This window comes from Modestobacter sp. VKM Ac-2978 (assembly GCF_026968025.1).
GTDB lineage: Bacteria > Actinomycetota > Actinomycetes > Mycobacteriales > Geodermatophilaceae > Modestobacter.
Genome location: NZ_JAPVBP010000002.1, coordinates 242,032 through 256,953, shown reverse-complemented (window position 1 = coordinate 256,953; position 14,922 = coordinate 242,032). Strand labels below are relative to the sequence as shown.

The 14,922-nt window shown below is 74.0% G+C and carries 14 protein-coding genes; 2 read left to right on the top strand and 12 right to left on the bottom strand.

The features are described 5' to 3' along the window. Window positions 1-22: 22 nt before the first annotated feature. The 10 genes from O2W53_RS05075 to ndk form a co-directional block, all read right to left on the bottom strand. On the bottom strand, window positions 23-1,273 hold the full coding sequence (locus tag O2W53_RS05075; RefSeq protein WP_269161935.1) for a glutamate-5-semialdehyde dehydrogenase: 1,251 nt from the start codon (window positions 1,271-1,273) through the stop codon (window positions 23-25). Between the two features lie 76 nt (window positions 1,274-1,349). Continuing rightward, entirely contained in the window at window positions 1,350-1,829 is a 480-nt protein-coding gene (gene def / locus O2W53_RS05070; RefSeq protein WP_269161934.1) for a peptide deformylase, read from the bottom strand. A 12-nt stretch (window positions 1,830-1,841) separates the two neighbouring features. Then, window positions 1,842-2,963 carry a glutamate 5-kinase gene (gene proB, locus O2W53_RS05065; RefSeq protein ID WP_269161933.1) on the bottom strand — a complete coding sequence of 374 codons (1,122 nt, stop codon included), beginning with the start codon at window positions 2,961-2,963 and terminating at the stop codon, window positions 1,842-1,844. After that, the gene (obgE, locus tag O2W53_RS05060; RefSeq protein WP_269161932.1) at window positions 2,960-4,447 is read right to left on the bottom strand and encodes a GTPase ObgE; all 1,488 of its coding nucleotides are present in this window, start codon (window positions 4,445-4,447) and stop codon (window positions 2,960-2,962) included. Before obgE ends, proB begins: the two co-directional genes overlap by 4 nt. Window positions 4,448-4,555: 108 nt before the next feature. After that, entirely contained in the window at window positions 4,556-4,843 is a 288-nt protein-coding gene (gene rpmA / locus O2W53_RS05055; RefSeq protein WP_036336698.1) for a 50S ribosomal protein L27, read from the bottom strand. 4 nt (window positions 4,844-4,847) lie between these two features. Beyond that, window positions 4,848-5,183, bottom strand: coding sequence for a 50S ribosomal protein L21 (gene rplU, locus O2W53_RS05050; RefSeq protein WP_442928864.1), 336 nt, complete (start codon window positions 5,181-5,183; stop codon window positions 4,848-4,850). Window positions 5,184-5,390: 207 nt separating this feature from the next. Beyond that, the gene (locus O2W53_RS05045) at window positions 5,391-8,786 is read right to left on the bottom strand and encodes an Rne/Rng family ribonuclease (protein WP_269161931.1); all 3,396 of its coding nucleotides are present in this window, start codon (window positions 8,784-8,786) and stop codon (window positions 5,391-5,393) included. A 270-nt stretch (window positions 8,787-9,056) separates the two neighbouring features. Next, window positions 9,057-9,824, bottom strand: a complete 768-nt coding sequence (locus tag O2W53_RS05040; protein ID WP_269161930.1) for a TIGR03936 family radical SAM-associated protein — start codon at window positions 9,822-9,824, stop codon at window positions 9,057-9,059. Next, entirely contained in the window at window positions 9,824-11,752 is a 1,929-nt protein-coding gene (locus O2W53_RS05035) for a TIGR03960 family B12-binding radical SAM protein (RefSeq protein ID WP_269161929.1), read from the bottom strand. Before O2W53_RS05035 ends, O2W53_RS05040 begins: the two co-directional genes overlap by 1 nt. Before the next feature lie 115 nt (window positions 11,753-11,867). Next, on the bottom strand, window positions 11,868-12,287 hold the full coding sequence (ndk, locus tag O2W53_RS05030) for a nucleoside-diphosphate kinase (protein ID WP_036336704.1): 420 nt from the start codon (window positions 12,285-12,287) through the stop codon (window positions 11,868-11,870). A 72-nt stretch (window positions 12,288-12,359) separates the two neighbouring features. Here ndk and O2W53_RS05025 point away from each other — a divergent pair, with 72 nt between their 5' ends. Both O2W53_RS05025 and O2W53_RS05020 read left to right on the top strand, forming a co-directional pair. Then, entirely contained in the window at window positions 12,360-12,581 is a 222-nt protein-coding gene (locus O2W53_RS05025) for a helix-turn-helix domain-containing protein (RefSeq protein ID WP_036336706.1), read from the top strand. 43 nt (window positions 12,582-12,624) lie between these two features. Continuing rightward, window positions 12,625-13,119: a Clp protease N-terminal domain-containing protein gene (locus O2W53_RS05020; RefSeq protein WP_269161928.1), complete on the top strand. Its 495-nt coding sequence runs from the start codon at window positions 12,625-12,627 to the stop codon at window positions 13,117-13,119. A gap of 5 nt (window positions 13,120-13,124) precedes the next feature. Here O2W53_RS05020 and O2W53_RS05015 read toward each other — a convergent pair whose 3' ends face one another. Both O2W53_RS05015 and O2W53_RS05010 read right to left on the bottom strand, forming a co-directional pair. After that, the gene (locus O2W53_RS05015; protein WP_269161927.1) at window positions 13,125-13,514 is read right to left on the bottom strand and encodes a DUF4233 domain-containing protein; all 390 of its coding nucleotides are present in this window, start codon (window positions 13,512-13,514) and stop codon (window positions 13,125-13,127) included. Beyond that, on the bottom strand, window positions 13,511-14,908 hold the full coding sequence (locus O2W53_RS05010) for a bifunctional folylpolyglutamate synthase/dihydrofolate synthase (protein ID WP_269161926.1): 1,398 nt from the start codon (window positions 14,906-14,908) through the stop codon (window positions 13,511-13,513). Before O2W53_RS05010 ends, O2W53_RS05015 begins: the two co-directional genes overlap by 4 nt. Between the last annotated feature and the right edge of the window lie 14 nt (window positions 14,909-14,922).

Sequence of the window (14,922 nt, the reverse complement as noted above, 5' to 3'; positions counted from 1 at the left end):
GTTGAGCGGGTGCGTGCCGGGGTCAGCGGGTGTGGCCGTTGCCCGTGACGACGTAGGTGGTGGAGGTGAGCTCCGGCAGCCCGAGCGGGCCACGGGCGTGCAGCTTCTGGGTGGAGATGCCGATCTCGGCGCCGAACCCGAACTGGCCGCCGTCGGTGAACCGGGTGGAGGCGTTGACCAGCACCGCTGCCGCGTCGACCCCGGCGGTGAACTCGGCGATCGCCCGGGCGGAGTCGGCGACGATCGCCTCGCTGTGCCCGCTCCCCCACCGGCTGATGTGGTCCAGCGCCCCCGGGAGGTCGTCGACCACCCGGACGGCCATGTCCAGCGACAGGTACTCGGTGGCCCAGTCCTCGTCCGTGGCGGGGACGACGCCCTCGTGGGCCTCGGCCGCGGCCTCGTCGCCGTGCAGCGTCACCCCGGCGTCGGCCAGGGCGGCCAGCAGGCGGGGCAGGAAGGCGACGTCCCGGTGCACCAGCAGGGTCTCCGCGGAGTTGCACACGCTGACCCGGGAGGTCTTGGCGTTCAGCACGATCGCCTCGGCCATCGCCGGGTCGGCGGAGGCGTCGACGTAGACGTGGCAGTTGCCGACGCCGGTCTCGATCACCGGCACGGTCGCCTCCCGCACCACCCGGTTGATCAGCGAGGCCCCGCCCCGCGGGATGACCACGTCGACCAGACCACGGGCGTTCAGCAGCTCCCCGACCGACGCCCGGTCAGCCGGCAGCAGCGCGATCGACCCAGCGGGCAACCCGGCCTTCTCGGCGGCCTCGGTGAGGACGGCGACCAGCGCGGTGTTGGTGCGGTGCGCCGAGCCGGAGCCGCGCAGCAGCGCCGCGTTCCCGCTCTTCAGGCAGAGCCCGGCGGCGTCGACGGTCACGTTGGGACGGGCCTCGTAGACGATCCCGACCACACCGAGCGGCACCCGCACCTGGCGCAGCTGCAGCCCGTTGGCCAGCGTGGACCCGCGGACGACGTCGCCGACCGGGTCGGGCAGCGAGACCAGGTGTCGCAGCGCGTCGGCCACCGCGGCCAGCCGGGCCGGGTCCAGCCGCAGCCGGTCCAGCACCGAGGCCGGCGTGCCGTCCGCCGCGGCGGCCTCGACGTCGGCGGCGTTGGCGGCGAGCACCTCGTCGCCCCGCTCCAGCAGCGCCTGCGCCATCGCGGCGAGCGCGGCGTCCTTGGTCTCGGTGGGCAGGGTGCGCAGCACGCGGGCGGCCGCACGGGCGCGGACCGCGGCGGCCCCGATCAGCGGGAAGTCGGCGTCGGACACGCACCGAGGTTACGCGCGGCCCTCGTGCAGGGTTCCGCCGCGAGCCTGCGAGTGGCGGGGGGCACGGGGTCCTTCCTCAGCTGCGCAGGGCGCGGAGGACCTGCTTGCGGGCATCACCGGTCAGCCGGTCGACGAAGAGCTTCCCGTCGAGGTGGTCGACCTCGTGCTGCAGGCACCGGGCGAGCAGCCCGCTGCCCTCGATCCGGAGCGGCTCACCGTGCACGTCGAACCCCTCGGCGACGCAGTGCATCGCCCGGACGGTGGGGGCGTAGAGCCCCGGGATCGACAGGCAGCCCTCGTCGTCGTCCTGGGTCTCCTCGCTGCGCTCGGCGATCACCGGGTTCACCATGTGCCCGATGACGCCGTCGACGTTGTAGGAGAAGACCCGCAGGCCGACCCCGATCTGGGTCGCCGCCACCCCGGCCCGGCCGGGGTGGTCGACGGTCTCCTCCAGGTCGCGGACGAGCGCGGCGAGGTCCTTGTCGAAGGCGCGGATCGGGTCGGCCGGGGTGCGCAGCACCGGGTCACCGATCTCGCGGATGGGGCGAACAGTCACGGGGGCAGTCTCTCAGCCGGGAGTGCGGCGCCCGACGAGGACCATCTCGTCCCGGTGGACGACCTCGCGGCGGTGCTCCGGGTCCAGGTCACCGGTCTTGCGGCCCAGCAGCGCCGGCAGCTCGCGGGCGTCGTAGGCGACCAGACCGCGGGCGACCACCTCGCCGTCCGGGCCGACCAGCTCCACCGGGTCGTCGGCGAGGAACTCCCCGGTCACGCCGGTGACGCCCGCGGCCAGCAGCGAGGCGTGCCGTTCCCGGACGGCACGGACCGCGCCCTCGTCGAGCAGCACCCGGCCGCGGGGGCGGCTGGCGTAGCGGAGCCAGAACTGCCGGGCCGAGGGACGCCGCCCCGTGGGGGCGAACAGCGTGCCCACCCGTTCCCCGGCCAGTGCGTCCGCCGCCTGCGCGGTGGAGGTGACCACGACGGGCACCCCGGCCGCCGAGGCGATGAACGCGGCCTCCACCTTGGTGGCCATCCCGCCGGTGCCGACGCCGTTGCGGCTGGCCGAGCCGAGCGTCACCGCCGCCAGGTCCGCCGGGCCGTGCACGGTGTCGACCAGCGCGGCCGGACCGGTGCGCGGGTCGCCGTCGTAGACGCCGTCCACGTCGGAGAGCAGCAGCAGGGCGTCGGCCATGGCGACGTGGGCGACCAGCGCGGCGAGCCGGTCGTTGTCGCCGAACCGGATCTCCTCGGTGGCGACCGTGTCGTTCTCGTTGACGATCGGCAGCACGCCGAGCGCCAGGAGCCGCTCGATCGTCTGCTGCGCGTTGCGGTAGTGGCTGCGCCGGGTCAGGTCGTCGGCGGTGAGCAGCACCTGGCCGACGGTCACGTCGTGGGCGGCGAAGGCATCCGCGTAGGTCTGCACCAGCCGCAGCTGCCCGACGCTCGCAGCCGCCTGCGCGGTGGCCAGGTCGCGGGGGCGGCCGGCCAGCCCCAGCGGCGCCAGCCCCGCGGCGATCGCCCCGGAGGAGACGAGCACGACCTGCCGGCCGGCGGCCCGCAGCGCGCCGAGGACGTCGACCAGCGCCCGCAGCCGGGTCTCGTCCAGCCCGCCGGGCAGCGTGGTCAGCGACGAGGACCCGACCTTGACCACCACCCGCTGCGCGGCGGCGATCTCCGCGCGGGCGGTCACCGGTCGGTGTCGTCGAGGAGGCCGGCGTCGATCCAGCCGTCGCCCTCGGTGACCTCGTACGGCAGCCGGCGGGCCTTCTTGGCGAGCAGTCGCTCCTCGGCCGACAGCCGGGTGTTGTCCTCCAGCCGGGTGTCGGTACCGCGGCCACCCAGGCCCGCGGTCTCCTCGATGGTGAGCGTGCCGGCCGGGAGGGTCGGCTCCCAGTCGAACGTGACGTCGCCGACGGTGATCGCGTCACCGGGGACGGCGCCGGCCTTGGCCAGCCCCTCCTCGACACCGAGCCGGTTGAGCCGGTCGGCGAGGTAGCCCACGGCCTCGTCGTTGTTGAAGTCGGTCTGCCGGACCCAGCGCTCCGGGCGCACCCCGAGCACGACCCACCCGTCGGTGCGGGGATCGCGCTCGACGGTGAAGCCGCCGTCGTCGACGGCGCGCGGGGTGATGGTGATCGGGGCCGGCGGGAGGTCCGGCAGCGAGGCGCGGTGCTCCCGGACGGCGGCGGCGAGCGCGTAGCCCAGCTCGGTCACCCCTTCCCCGGTGGCCGCGCTGATCGGGAAGACCTGCAGGCCGCGCTCCTCCAACGAGGCGCGCACCAGGTCGACGAGCTCGCGGCCGTCCGGCACGTCGATCTTGTTCAGCACGGCGATCCGCAGCCGGCCGACCAGGTCGAGGTCCTCGCCGCCGTACTCGCGCAGCTCGTGCTCGAGCGCCTCGATGTCGGTCTCCGGGTCGCGGCCGGGCTCCATCGTCGCCATGTCGACCACGTGCACCAGGACGGCGCAGCGCTCGACGTGCCGGAGGAACTCCAGCCCCAGGCCCTTGCCCACAGACGCGCCGGGGATCAGCCCGGGGACGTCGGCCATCGTGTAGGTCGTGTCGCCGGAGCGGATCACGCCCAGCTGCGGCACCAGCGTGGTGAAGGGGTAGTCGGCGATCTTGGGGCGGGCGGCCGACATCGAGGCGACGAGCGAGGACTTGCCGGCCGAGGGGTACCCGACCAGACCGACGTCGGCGATGCTCTTCAGCTCGAGGACGGCGTCCACGGCCTCGCCGGGCTCGCCGAGCAGCGCGAACCCGGGGGCCTTGCGGCGGGCGTTGGCCAGCGCCGCGTTGCCCAGACCGCCCTTGCCGCCGCGGGCGAGGACGAGCCGGGCGCCGGCGCCGACCAGGTCGGCGACGACCTGACCGCCGACGCTCACGACGGTGCCGGAGGGCACGCCGAGGACCAGGTCGGCCCCGCGTCCGCCGTTGCGGTAGTCGCCGGCCGCCTGCTTGCCGTTGCCGGCCTTCTGGTGCGGGCGGTGGTGGAAGTCCAGCAGGGTGTGCACGCTGGGGTCGACCTGGAGGACGACGTCGCCGCCGTCACCGCCGTCGCCCCCGTCGGGGCCGCCCAGCGGCTTGAACTTCTCGCGGTGCACGGAGCTGACCCCGTTGGCACCCTTGCCTGCCGAGACGTGGACCGTCACGCGGTCGACGAAAGCGGCCATGATCGCCGCCTCTCTGCGTTACGGCCGAACTGTCCGGAAAGGGCAACGGGTGGCGGCGCCGAGAGTCGGCGCCGCCACCCGGTCAGAGCTGGTGGTGCTGGGTGGTGCTCAGACCGAGGCGGTCTCACGGGCGGCAACCGGGGCGCCGACGGCCGTGATGGCGACCTCGCGGCGGCCGCGGCGGAACCCGAAGGTCACCGAGCCGGGCACGAGCGCGAACAGGGTGTCGTCCTTGCCGCGGCCGACGCCGAGACCCGGGTGGAAGTGGGTGCCGCGCTGGCGGACGATGATCTCGCCGGCCTTGACGACCTGACCACCGAAGCGCTTGACGCCCAGGCGCTGGGCGTTCGAGTCGCGACCGTTACGGGACGACGATGCGCCCTTCTTGTGTGCCATGTCGTCAGCCCTTCGTGATGTCGCGGACCACGACGCTGGTCAGGGGCTGACGGTGCCCCTGGCGCTTGTGGTAGCCCGTCTTGTTCTTGAACTTGTGGATGTGGATCTTCGGGCCCTTGCCGTGCTCGACGATCTCGCCGGTCACGGTGACGCCGGCGAGCGTCTGAGCGTCGGCGGTGACGGTGTCGCCGTCGACCAGCAGGATGGCCGGAAGGGTGACGGTGTCACCGGCCTCTCCGCTGAGGCGGTTGATGGTGAACGTGTCACCGACACCCACCTTGTGCTGCGCTCCACCGGCCTTGACGACTGCGTACACCACTGACTCCTCGATCGGTTCCATGTGTCCAGCACTGTGTCCTGCGCGCACGACCGCCACGAGGGCCGAGTGCTGGACGTGCTGCTCGCGCCCCCCAGGCGGCACCGGAGTGCACGGCCCGTGGTGGAGCAACCCGTCCAGCGTACCCGAGGCGCCGTGCCCGGGTCGAACCGCGTAGGAGCGGTCCGACCCGGGCCCCGGGCGGGGCGGCGCCCTGCCCGGGGTCCTCGGTCAGGCGGGCGGGCCTGCGGGCCGCGAGGCGGCCCTGCGGCGCCGCGGCCGGACCACCGGCACGTCCTGGTCGGCCACCGGCTCGGCGACCGGTTCGGGCGCCACGACGACGGTCGGCTCCGACTGCTCCGCAGCCCCAGCCGGGACGTCCGGGGCAGCCGTCGGCGCCGCCACCGCAGCGGCGAGGACGGTGTCCGGCGTCGACTCCTCGGCGACCACCTGCACGGCCGTCTCGCCGGCGGGCAGCGGCTCCTCGTCGGCAGGTGCCTCGGCGGTGGGTGCCTCGGCGGTGGGTGCCTCGGCGACCGGAGCGTCCTCGGCCCCACGGGCCTCGGCCGACTGTCCACGACCGCGACGGCCCCGGTTGCGACGACCACGGCCCTCACCGGCCGGCTCGGTCGTCGACTCGGTCGTCGGCTCGGCGACCTGCTCCCCCGCGGCCTGCTCACCCGCAGCGGGCTCGTCGAAGGACGCCCCGCCCTGCAGCGCCATGGCGTCCGCGACGTCCCAGCCCGCGGCCGGGTCCTCGCGACGGGACGGCGCGGTGCCCTCGTCCGCCGTCTCCGGGGCCGTCTCGTCCGCCGCCGCACTCTGGTCGGCCTGCGGGGCCGGCGAACCTGCGTCCACGGAACCGCGCTCGGTGGCGTTGCCGCCCCGGGAGCCACGGTCCCGGCCACCCCGGCTGCGACGCCCGCGACCGCCACCGGTCTCGGCGGCGTCGGCGCCCGCCACGTCGGCCGCGTCACCCTCCGGGCCGACCTCCGCAGTCGCGGGTGCAGCGTCCTTCGCGTCGGGGGTCGGGACGTCGGCGTCCTTGGCCCGGTCGTCCCGGCCCTTGTCCCGACTCCTGTCGGAGCCCTTGTCGGAGCCCTTGTCGGAGCCGGCACCGCTGCCCGAGCCGCTGCCCGAGCCGGACCCGATGCCCGAGTCACCCCGGTTGCGACCGCCGCCACCGTTGCCGGCCGCGCCGTTGCCCCCGCCACCGTTGCCGCCGTTGCCACTGGACCGCTTCTTCTCGTCCACCGGGTCGACCTGCACCAGGACACCCCGACCGCGGCAGTGCTCGCACGGCTCGGAGAAGACCTCCAGCAGGCCCTGCCCGACGCGCTTGCGGGTCATCTGCACCAGGCCCAGCGAGGTCACCTCGGCGACCTGGTGCTTGGTGCGGTCGCGGCCGAGGCACTCGGTGAGCCGCCGCAGCACGAGGTCGCGGTTGCTCTCCAGGACCATGTCGATGAAGTCGATGACGATGATCCCGCCGATGTCGCGCAGCCGGAGCTGGCGGACGATCTCCTCGGCGGCCTCGATGTTGTTCCGGGTGACGGTCTGCTCGAGGTTGCCGCCGGACCCGACGAACTTGCCGGTGTTCACGTCGACGACCGTCATCGCCTCGGTGCGGTCGATGACCAGCGAGCCACCCGACGGCAGCCACACCTTGCGGTCCAGCGCCTTCATCAGCTGCTCGTCGATCCGCAGATCGCGGAAGACGTCACCGGTGCCGGTGTAGCGCTGTAGCCGCTCGGACAGCTCCGGGGAGACGTGCGCGACGTAGGCCTCGACGGTGTCCCATGCGTCGCCGCCCTGGACGACCAGCCGCTTGAAGTCCTCGTTGAAGACGTCGCGGATGACCCGGATCGCCAGGTCCGGCTCGCCGTAGAGCAGCGTCGGCGCGTTGCTGGTCGAGGAGGCCTTGGTCTGGATGACCTCCCACTGCGCCTGCAGCCGGGCCACGTCGCGGGTGAGCTCCTCCTCCGAGGCGCCCTCCGCGGCCGTGCGGATGATGACGCCGGCGTCCTCGGGGACGATCTTCTTCAGGATGTCCTTGAGCCGCTGGCGCTCCTTGTCCGGCAGCTTGCGGCTGATGCCGGTCATCGAGCCACCGGGCACGTAGACCAGGAACCGGCCGGGCAGGTTGACCTGCTGGGTCAGCCGGGCGCCCTTGTGACCGATCGGGTCCTTGGTCACCTGGACCAGGACCTTGTCGCCGGACTTCAGCGCGGTCTCGATCGAGCGGGACTTCCCGGACAGGCCGGCGGCGTCCCAGTTGACCTCACCGGCGTACAGGACGGCGTTGCGGCCCTTGCCGATGTCGACGAACGCGGCCTCCATGCTGGGCAGCACGTTCTGCACGCGGCCCAGGTAGACGTTGCCCGCGAACGAGGTGGCCTGCGCCTGGGTGACGTAGTGCTCCACCAGGACGTCGTCCTCCAGGACGGCGATCTGGGTGCGCTCCCCCTGCTGGCGGATGACCATCGCCCGGTCCACGGCCTCACGCCGGGCCAGGAACTCCGACTCGCTCAGGATCGGCGCGCGGCGACGGCCACCGTCGCGGCCCTCCCGGCGGCGCTGGCGCTTGGCCTCGAGCCGGGTGGAGCCGGCCACGCCGCGGACGTCGTCGTCGCTGGAGGTGCGGCCGTTGCGGCCGGCCCGCTCCGGCCGATCGTCGGCGTCCTCGGTGCTGTCCTCGGTGCTGCCGTTCTCACCGCTGCTGCCGCGGCGACGGCGACGGCGGCGACGGCGGGTGCTCGAACCCGAGCCACCCTCGGCGGCGTCGTCGTCCTCGCCGTCGTCGTCCTGGCCCTCGGGCTCGGTGCTGTCGTCGGACTCCTCGGCGCCGGCCGGGGTGTCGGTGTCCTCGTCGTCGCGGTCGCCGTCGGCGCCGTCCTCGCCGGTGCGGCCACGGCCGCGGCCCCGACGGCCCCGGCGCCGACGACGGCTGCCCGAGGAGCCGCCGTCCTCGCCGTCACGGTCGTCGGAGTCCTCGAGGTCCCGCTCGTCGGTCTCGGTGGTCTGGGTGTCCTCGGTGGTCTCGGTGTCCTGGGCCTCGACCGGCTCGCTCTCGGCCGCGCTGCGGCGGCGACTGCGGGACCGTCGCGGCGGTGCCTGCTCCTCGTCGCGCTCGTCGGTGGCCGGCCGGTCGTCGGTCCGGCCGGCGTCCGCGTCGGTCGACTCCGTCGGCGACTCGGCCTGGGGGCGGCGGCTGCGGCGACGCGGTGCGGCGACCTCGGGCTCGGGGGCCACGAAGCTGACGAAGGCGGGGGCCACCGGCGAGAGCTGCGGTGCCGGGGGCTCGACCGAGTCGGGGTCGGCGGTCACGGCCGGCCGGGTGGCGCGGCGGCGGGGCCGGGCGGTGACGGTGGTGGGCTCGGGCGAGCTGAACTGGGCGCCGAAGCTGGGGAGCTCGTGCTCGGGCTGGGGGGTGACCGCCTCGGCCACCGGGACCTCGACCTGCTCCTCGGAGAGGTCGTCGGCCGACGGCTCGGCGTCCGGCTCGGCGGGCGACCCGTCATCCGCGGCCGGCTCCGCGGCGAGGCCGCCGAGCAGATCGGCGGGAGGCGCCGATCCGTCCGCGGCGCTGGTGTCGGTGCTGTTCTCGTTGTCGTTGTGGTCGGCCACGAAGGGCTCGCCTCCTGTGCGTTCCCGGGCGCCGATCGTCTCCGACTGGCGGCCGCGCAGGAACGTGGGTTGGGCGGATCGGGCGGCCGCTGGGAGCGGCGGTTCTGCCCGGCCCGCGAAGTCTGGTGCGCGCCCCGGCCGGTGCGGCTGGGGCCCGGTGGTGCAGCGTGCTGAACACAGGTGGTGCGGTGGTTCGAGAGTTCAGGTGATGCAGCGCCACGGCTGGCAGACGTGTCGCAGGCGACGCCCGGCACATCCGGTCCCGCCAGGTCAGACCTGAGCCGGCTCCCCCTGGCAGCGGGAACTGGCCTCGCGGTCGGGCCCCAGCGGATCGGCGACGTCACCGCTGTCGTCGAGCCGGCCCTGCGCCTCACGCACGGCCCGGGCGGGCAACGGCGGGTGCAGGTCGGCGACGGCAGCCAGAGCGGCCATCACGTCATCCGGTCGCACGGTCGGCGTGAGCTGCCGTACGACCACGAGCAGTATGGCACAACCTGCCTCAACAGCGACCGCGGCGGAGACGACCGCCGCCCGCGCGTCGACGTCCTTGGTGCCGTTCTTGGTCCGCTTCGCGACCAGCACCACCTCCTCGGCGAGGAAGGCCTGCACCGCCGCGGAGAGCTCGTCGGCGTCCACCCCGGGCAGGTCGATCCGCCACCGGGTGGCGTTCAGGCGGTCGGCCAGGGACCCGCTGCCCTCGACGGCCTCGACGCACTCCAGGACGTCGATGCCCGGGGGCAGCGAGGCGTCCAGCGCGACCCGCACCTGCTCCGGGTCGCGCCGTGCGGAGAGCCCGATCTCGAAGTACTCCGCCTCCGAGGCCGCACCGGTCGGCGCCGCACCCATGTAGGAGATCTTCGGGTGCGGGCTGAAGCCGGCGGAGAACGCCATCGGCACCTGCGCGCGGCGCAGCGCCCGCTCCAGGGCCCGGGCGAGGTCGCGGTGCGAGGCGAAGCGCAGCGGACCGCGCTTGGTGTAGCGCAGCCGCAGCTTCTGCACGGTGGGCGGCGGCGGTGGGCCGTCCGGGGTGCGGGCCACTACCGGCCGACGGGGGTCAGGGGCAGCAGGCTGCGCCCGGTGGGCCCGATCTGGATGTCAGTGCCCATGGTCGGGCACACGCCGCAGTCGTAGCAGCCGGTCCAGCGGCAGTCGCCGACCTCGTCCTCGGAGATCGCGTCCTGCCAGTCGTCCCAGAGCCACTCCTTGTCCAGCCCGGAGTCCAGGTGGTCCCAGGGCAGCACCTCGTGCTCGGTGCGCTCCCGGGTGGTGTACCAGTCCAGGTCGACCCCGAACGCGGCCAGCTCCTCGGCCGCGGCGGTGACCCAGCGCTGGTAGGAGAAGTGCTCGCTCCAGCCGTCGAAGTGCCCGCCGTCGCGCCAGACCCGCTCGATGACCCGGCCGACCCGGCGGTCGCCGCGGGACAGCAGTCCCTCGATCACCCCGGGCTTGCCGTCGTGGTAGCGGAGGCCGATGGAGCGGCCGATCCGGCGGTCGGCGTTGATCGCCTCGCGCAGGATCCGCAGCCGGTGGTCGATCGTCTCGGCGCTGGCCTGCGCCGCCCACTGGAAGGGGGTGTGCGGCTTGGGCACGAAGCCACCGATGGAGACGGTGCAGCGGATGTCCTTGCTGCCACTGGCCTCGCGGCCGGCGCGGATGACCTCGACCGCCAGCTCGGCGATCTCCAGCACGTCCTCGTCGGTCTCGGTGGGCAGGCCGCACATGAAGTACAGCTTCACCTGGCGCCAGCCGTTGGCGTAGGCCGTGGTGACCGTGCGGACCAGGTCCTCCTTGGACACGGTCTTGTTGATCACCCGGCGGATGCGCTCGCTGCCGCCCTCGGGGGCGAAGGTCAGCCCGGAGCGGCGGCCGTTGCGGGAGAGCTCGTTGGCCAGGGTGACGTTGAAGGCGTCGACCCGGGTGCTGGGCAGGCTCAGGCCGGTGTTGGTGCCCTCGTACCGGTCGGCCAGCTCCTTGGCCAGCTGGCCGATCTCGGAGTGGTCGGCGCTGCTCAGCGAGAGCAGGCCCACCTCCTCGTAGCCGGTGGCCTTGAGGCCGGCGTCGACCATCGAGCCGATGCCGGTGATCGTGCGCTCGCGGACCGGGCGGGTGATCATCCCGGCCTGGCAGAACCGGCAGCCCCGGGTGCAGCCGCGGAAGATCTCCACGCTCATCCGCTCGTGCACGCTCTCGGCCAGCGGGACCAGCGGCTGCTTGGGGTAGGGCCACTCGTCGAGGTCCATCACGGTGCGCTTGCCGACCTTGACCGGGACGTCGTCCCTGGTGCGCCGCACCTCGGCGATCGTGCCGTCGGCGGCGTAGCTGACCGCGTAGAAGCGGGGCACGTAGACCCCGTCGACCCGGGAGAGCCGGGCCAGCAGCTCGACCCGCCCACCGGGGCGGCCCTGCTCCTTCCAGGCGGCGACGACGTCGGTGATGTCCCCGACGACCTGCTCACCGTCACCGAGCACCGCGCAGTCGACGAAGTCGCTGACCGGCTCGGGGTTGAAGGCGGCGTGCCCACCGGCGACGACCACCGGGTGGCTCTCGTCGCGATCGACCGCGTGCAGCGGGACGCCGGCGAGGTCGAGCGCCTCGAGCAGGTTCGTGTACCCCAGCTCGGTGGCGAAGCTGACGCCGAGCAGGTCGAACTCCCGCACCGGGCGGTGGGCGTCGACGGTGAACTGGCCGACCCCGTGCTCGCGCATGAGCCCGGCCAGGTCCGGCCAGACGGCGTAGGTGCGCTCGGCCAGGGCGTCGGGGCGCTCGTTGAGCACCTCGTAGAGGATCATGAGGCCCTGGTTGGGCAGCCCGACCTCGTAGGCGTCGGGGTACATCAGCGCCCAGTGGACGGCGACGTCGTCCCACGGCTTCACCTGGGCGTTGAGCTCGCCACCGACGTACTGGATCGGCTTCTGCACCTGGGCGAGGAGTGGCTCGAGGCGGGGGTATAGCGATTCCACAGTCATGACCCGCCCAGGGTAGCCGCTGCGCCAGGGGCCGAAGTCGCGACTTCGGCCCTCAGACCCCCTCGCCGGGGCCCACCGCGAGCTCGCGAGCGGTGGGGGGCGAGGGGGTGCTTCCTCAGAGAGCCGGGAAGAACAGCGCGATCTCGCGCGCGGCCGACTCGGGCGAGTCGGAGCCGTGCACGATGTTGGCCTGCACCTCGAGGGCGAAGTCGCCGCGGATCGTGCCGGGGGCGGCCTTCACCGGGTCGGTGGCGCCGGCCAGGGCACGGAAGGCCTCGATGGCCCGCGGCCCCTCGACCACGAGGGCCAGCAGCGGTCCCCCGGTGATGAACTCGACCAGCGAGCCGAAGAACGGCCGCTCGCGGTGCTCTCCGTAGTGCTCCTCGGCGACCTCGGTGGTCAGGGTGCGCAGCTCGGCGGCGACCAGGCGCAGGCCCTTGGCCTCCAGGCGGGCGATGACCTGGCCGACCAGGCCGCGGGCAACGCCGTCGGGCTTGACCAGGACCAGCGAACGCTCAGCAGTGGGTGCAGACACGCCCGGGAGCGTACGGGACGTCAACTGTCAATCCAGGTTGACAGGTCACCGCTGTCAATCTAGGTTGACGACATGGCCTCCCCCACCGACGTCACCACCGCCGCCGCGGCCGACGACCCGGACACCGGGCTCCGCGCCATCCGTGCGCTGCGCGACCTCGCCGACCGTCTCGAGGTGCTCCAGGTCGGCAACGCCCGGGCGCGCGGCTGGTCCTGGCAGCAGATCGCCGACGCCCTGGGCGTCAGCAAGCAGGCCGTCCACAAGAAGCACGCCACCTCGAGAAGGGACCGATGACGTGTTCGAGCGCTTCACCCGAGAGGCCCGTCAGGTGGTCGTCATGGCACAGGCACAGGCTCGCTGGCTGCACGCCGAACAGGTCGAGCCGGTGCACCTCCTGCTGGCCCTGACGGCCGACCCCGGTCGAGGGGGCCAGGCGCTGCGGGCGACCGGCGCCGACCTGGGATCCGTCGAGGCGGCCCTGGCACGCTCGAACGGCGCGCTGGACGCCGACGCACTGGCCGCCATCGGCATCGACCTGGACCAGGTGCGAGCTGCTGCCGAGTCCGCCTTCGGCCCGGGCGCGCTGGATCGCGGTGGCCGCGAGCCCACTGGTCACCTGCCGTTCGCCGATGGGAGCAAGCAGGCCCTGGAGGAGTCGCTGCGCCACGTCCTGCGGTCGAAGCTGCGCCGCCGGGCCCGGGTCATCGACAGCGGTGCCGTGCTGGCGGGGTTGCTCGCCGTCGGCGACCCGGTGGTGCGGCGGGTGCTCCAGCAGCTGGGCACCGACGCCGACCGGCTGCGCGGTCAGCTCGGGGACGCCTCGGCGGCGTAGCGCCGTCAGCCGGCCGGCGGTGCCGGAGGTGCCGCCGGCGGCGGTCCGAAGGGCGAGCCGAGCAGCTCCTTGCGGACCTGCAGCAGGTACAGCCAGATCGCCACGAAGACGCCGCCGACCAGCCACATCGCCCCACTGAGCAGCCCGGTGAGCAGCAGCGGCACCTGCAGTGCCGTGCCGATGACCAGACCCTGCGGACGACGCTGCAGCCCACTGGCCAGGATCAGCAGCACGGCCAGCACGAGCAGGACGGTCAGCCGGCTGCCGGTGAGCCCTTCTCCGGTCTGGGCGATGCCCCGCGGCACGAAGAGGACGGCGATCCCCTCCAGCAGCAGGATCGCCGCCGCGGCCCCGCCGAGGGCCTTGCCGGCACGCACCGGGTCCGGTGCCGTCACCGCTGCGCGCCGGACAGCAGGGCCCGAGCCTCCCCCGCGGTGACCACGCTGCCGGTGACCAGCACGCCGGAGCCACCCAGGGCGTCGTCCGGGCCGGCCTCGGCCAACTCCATCGCCGACTCCAGCGCGTCGGTGAGCAGCGGGTGCACGCTGACCCGGTCGGCACCGAAGACGTCGACCGCCAGGGCCCCCAGCTCATCGGCCGGGATCGCCCGCGGCGAGCTGTTCTGGGTGACCACCAGCTCGGCGCACAGGCCCTCGAGCTCGGCGAGCATGCCGGTCACGTCCTTGCCCTGCACGCAGCCGACGACGCCGACCAGCCGGGTGAAGTCGAAGGACTCCCGGACGGCCTCGACCGTCGCCGCCATGCCGGCCGGGTTGTGTGCGGCGTCGACCAGCACCGCCGGGGAGGTGCGGACCCGCTCCAGCCTGCCGGGCGAGCGCACCGCGGCGAAGGACTCCCGGACGACGTCCTGGGCGACCGGGCCGGTGGCGGACCCCGCGCCCAGGAACGCCTCCACGGCGGCGAGCGCCACGGCGGCGTTCTGCGCCTGGTGCGCGCCGAACAGCGGCAGGAAGACCTCGTCGTACTCCCCGCCCAGCCCCTGCAGCCGCACCTGCTGGCCGCCGACGGCCACCCGGCGCTCCAGCACGCCGAACTCGGTGCCCTCCCGGGCGACGGTCGCGTCGACCTCGATCGCCCGCCGCACCAGCGCCTCCAGCGCGCCGGCCGGCTGGTGGGCGATCACCGCGACGACGCCGCCGTCCGGGCGCCCGTCGGGCAGCACGCCGTCCCCGGTGTTCGGCTTGATGATCCCGGCCTTCTCGGTGGCGATCGTGGCGACGTCCGGCCCGAGGTACTCGGCGTGGTCCAGCGAGACGGGGGTGACGACGGCGACCCGGGCGTCGGCGACGGTGGTCGCGTCCCAGGTGCCGCCCATGCCGACCTCGACGACGGCGACGTCGACCGGGGCCTCGGCGAACGCGGCGTAGGCCATCGCCACCATCACCTCGAAGAAGGACATCGGGACGTCGCTGCCCGCGTCGACCATCTGCACGTAGGGCGCGATGTCGTCGTAGACCTCGACGAAGCGCTCGGCCGGCAGCGGCTCGCCGTCGAGCACGATCCGCTCGCGCATCGACTCCAGGTGCGGGCTGGTGAACCGGCCGACGCGCAGGCCGAAGCCGCGCAGCAGCTCGTCGACCATCCGCGCCGTCGTCGTCTTGCCGTTGGTGCCGGTGACCTGGACGACGGGCATCGCACGGTGCGGTGAGCCGAGCAGGTCGACCAGGGCGGAGATGCGGGTCAGCGACGGCTCGAGCCGGTTCTCCGGCCACCGCGCCAGGAGCGCCTGCTCGACCCGGGCCAGGTCACGGGAAAGGGAGGTGCTCATCGCTCCTAGGATGC

What these genes read in the sequence shown, in the direction of transcription:
- O2W53_RS05010 (WP_269161926.1), bottom strand. Translation starts at nt 14,908, where the DNA reads ATGAGCACCTCCCTTTCCCGTGACCTGGCCCGGGTCGAGCAGGCGCTC.
- O2W53_RS05020 (WP_269161928.1), top strand. Translation starts at nt 12,625, where the DNA reads ATGGCACAGGCACAGGCTCGCTGGCTGCACGCCGAACAGGTCGAGCCG.
- rplU (WP_442928864.1), bottom strand. Translation starts at nt 5,183, where the DNA reads ATGGAACCGATCGAGGAGTCAGTGGTGTACGCAGTCGTCAAGGCCGGT.
- obgE (WP_269161932.1), bottom strand. Translation starts at nt 4,447, where the DNA reads ATGGCCGCTTTCGTCGACCGCGTGACGGTCCACGTCTCGGCAGGCAAG.
- rpmA (WP_036336698.1), bottom strand. Translation starts at nt 4,843, where the DNA reads ATGGCACACAAGAAGGGCGCATCGTCGTCCCGTAACGGTCGCGACTCG.
- O2W53_RS05035 (WP_269161929.1), bottom strand. Translation starts at nt 11,752, where the DNA reads ATGACTGTGGAATCGCTATACCCCCGCCTCGAGCCACTCCTCGCCCAG.
- O2W53_RS05025 (WP_036336706.1), top strand. Translation starts at nt 12,360, where the DNA reads ATGGCCTCCCCCACCGACGTCACCACCGCCGCCGCGGCCGACGACCCG.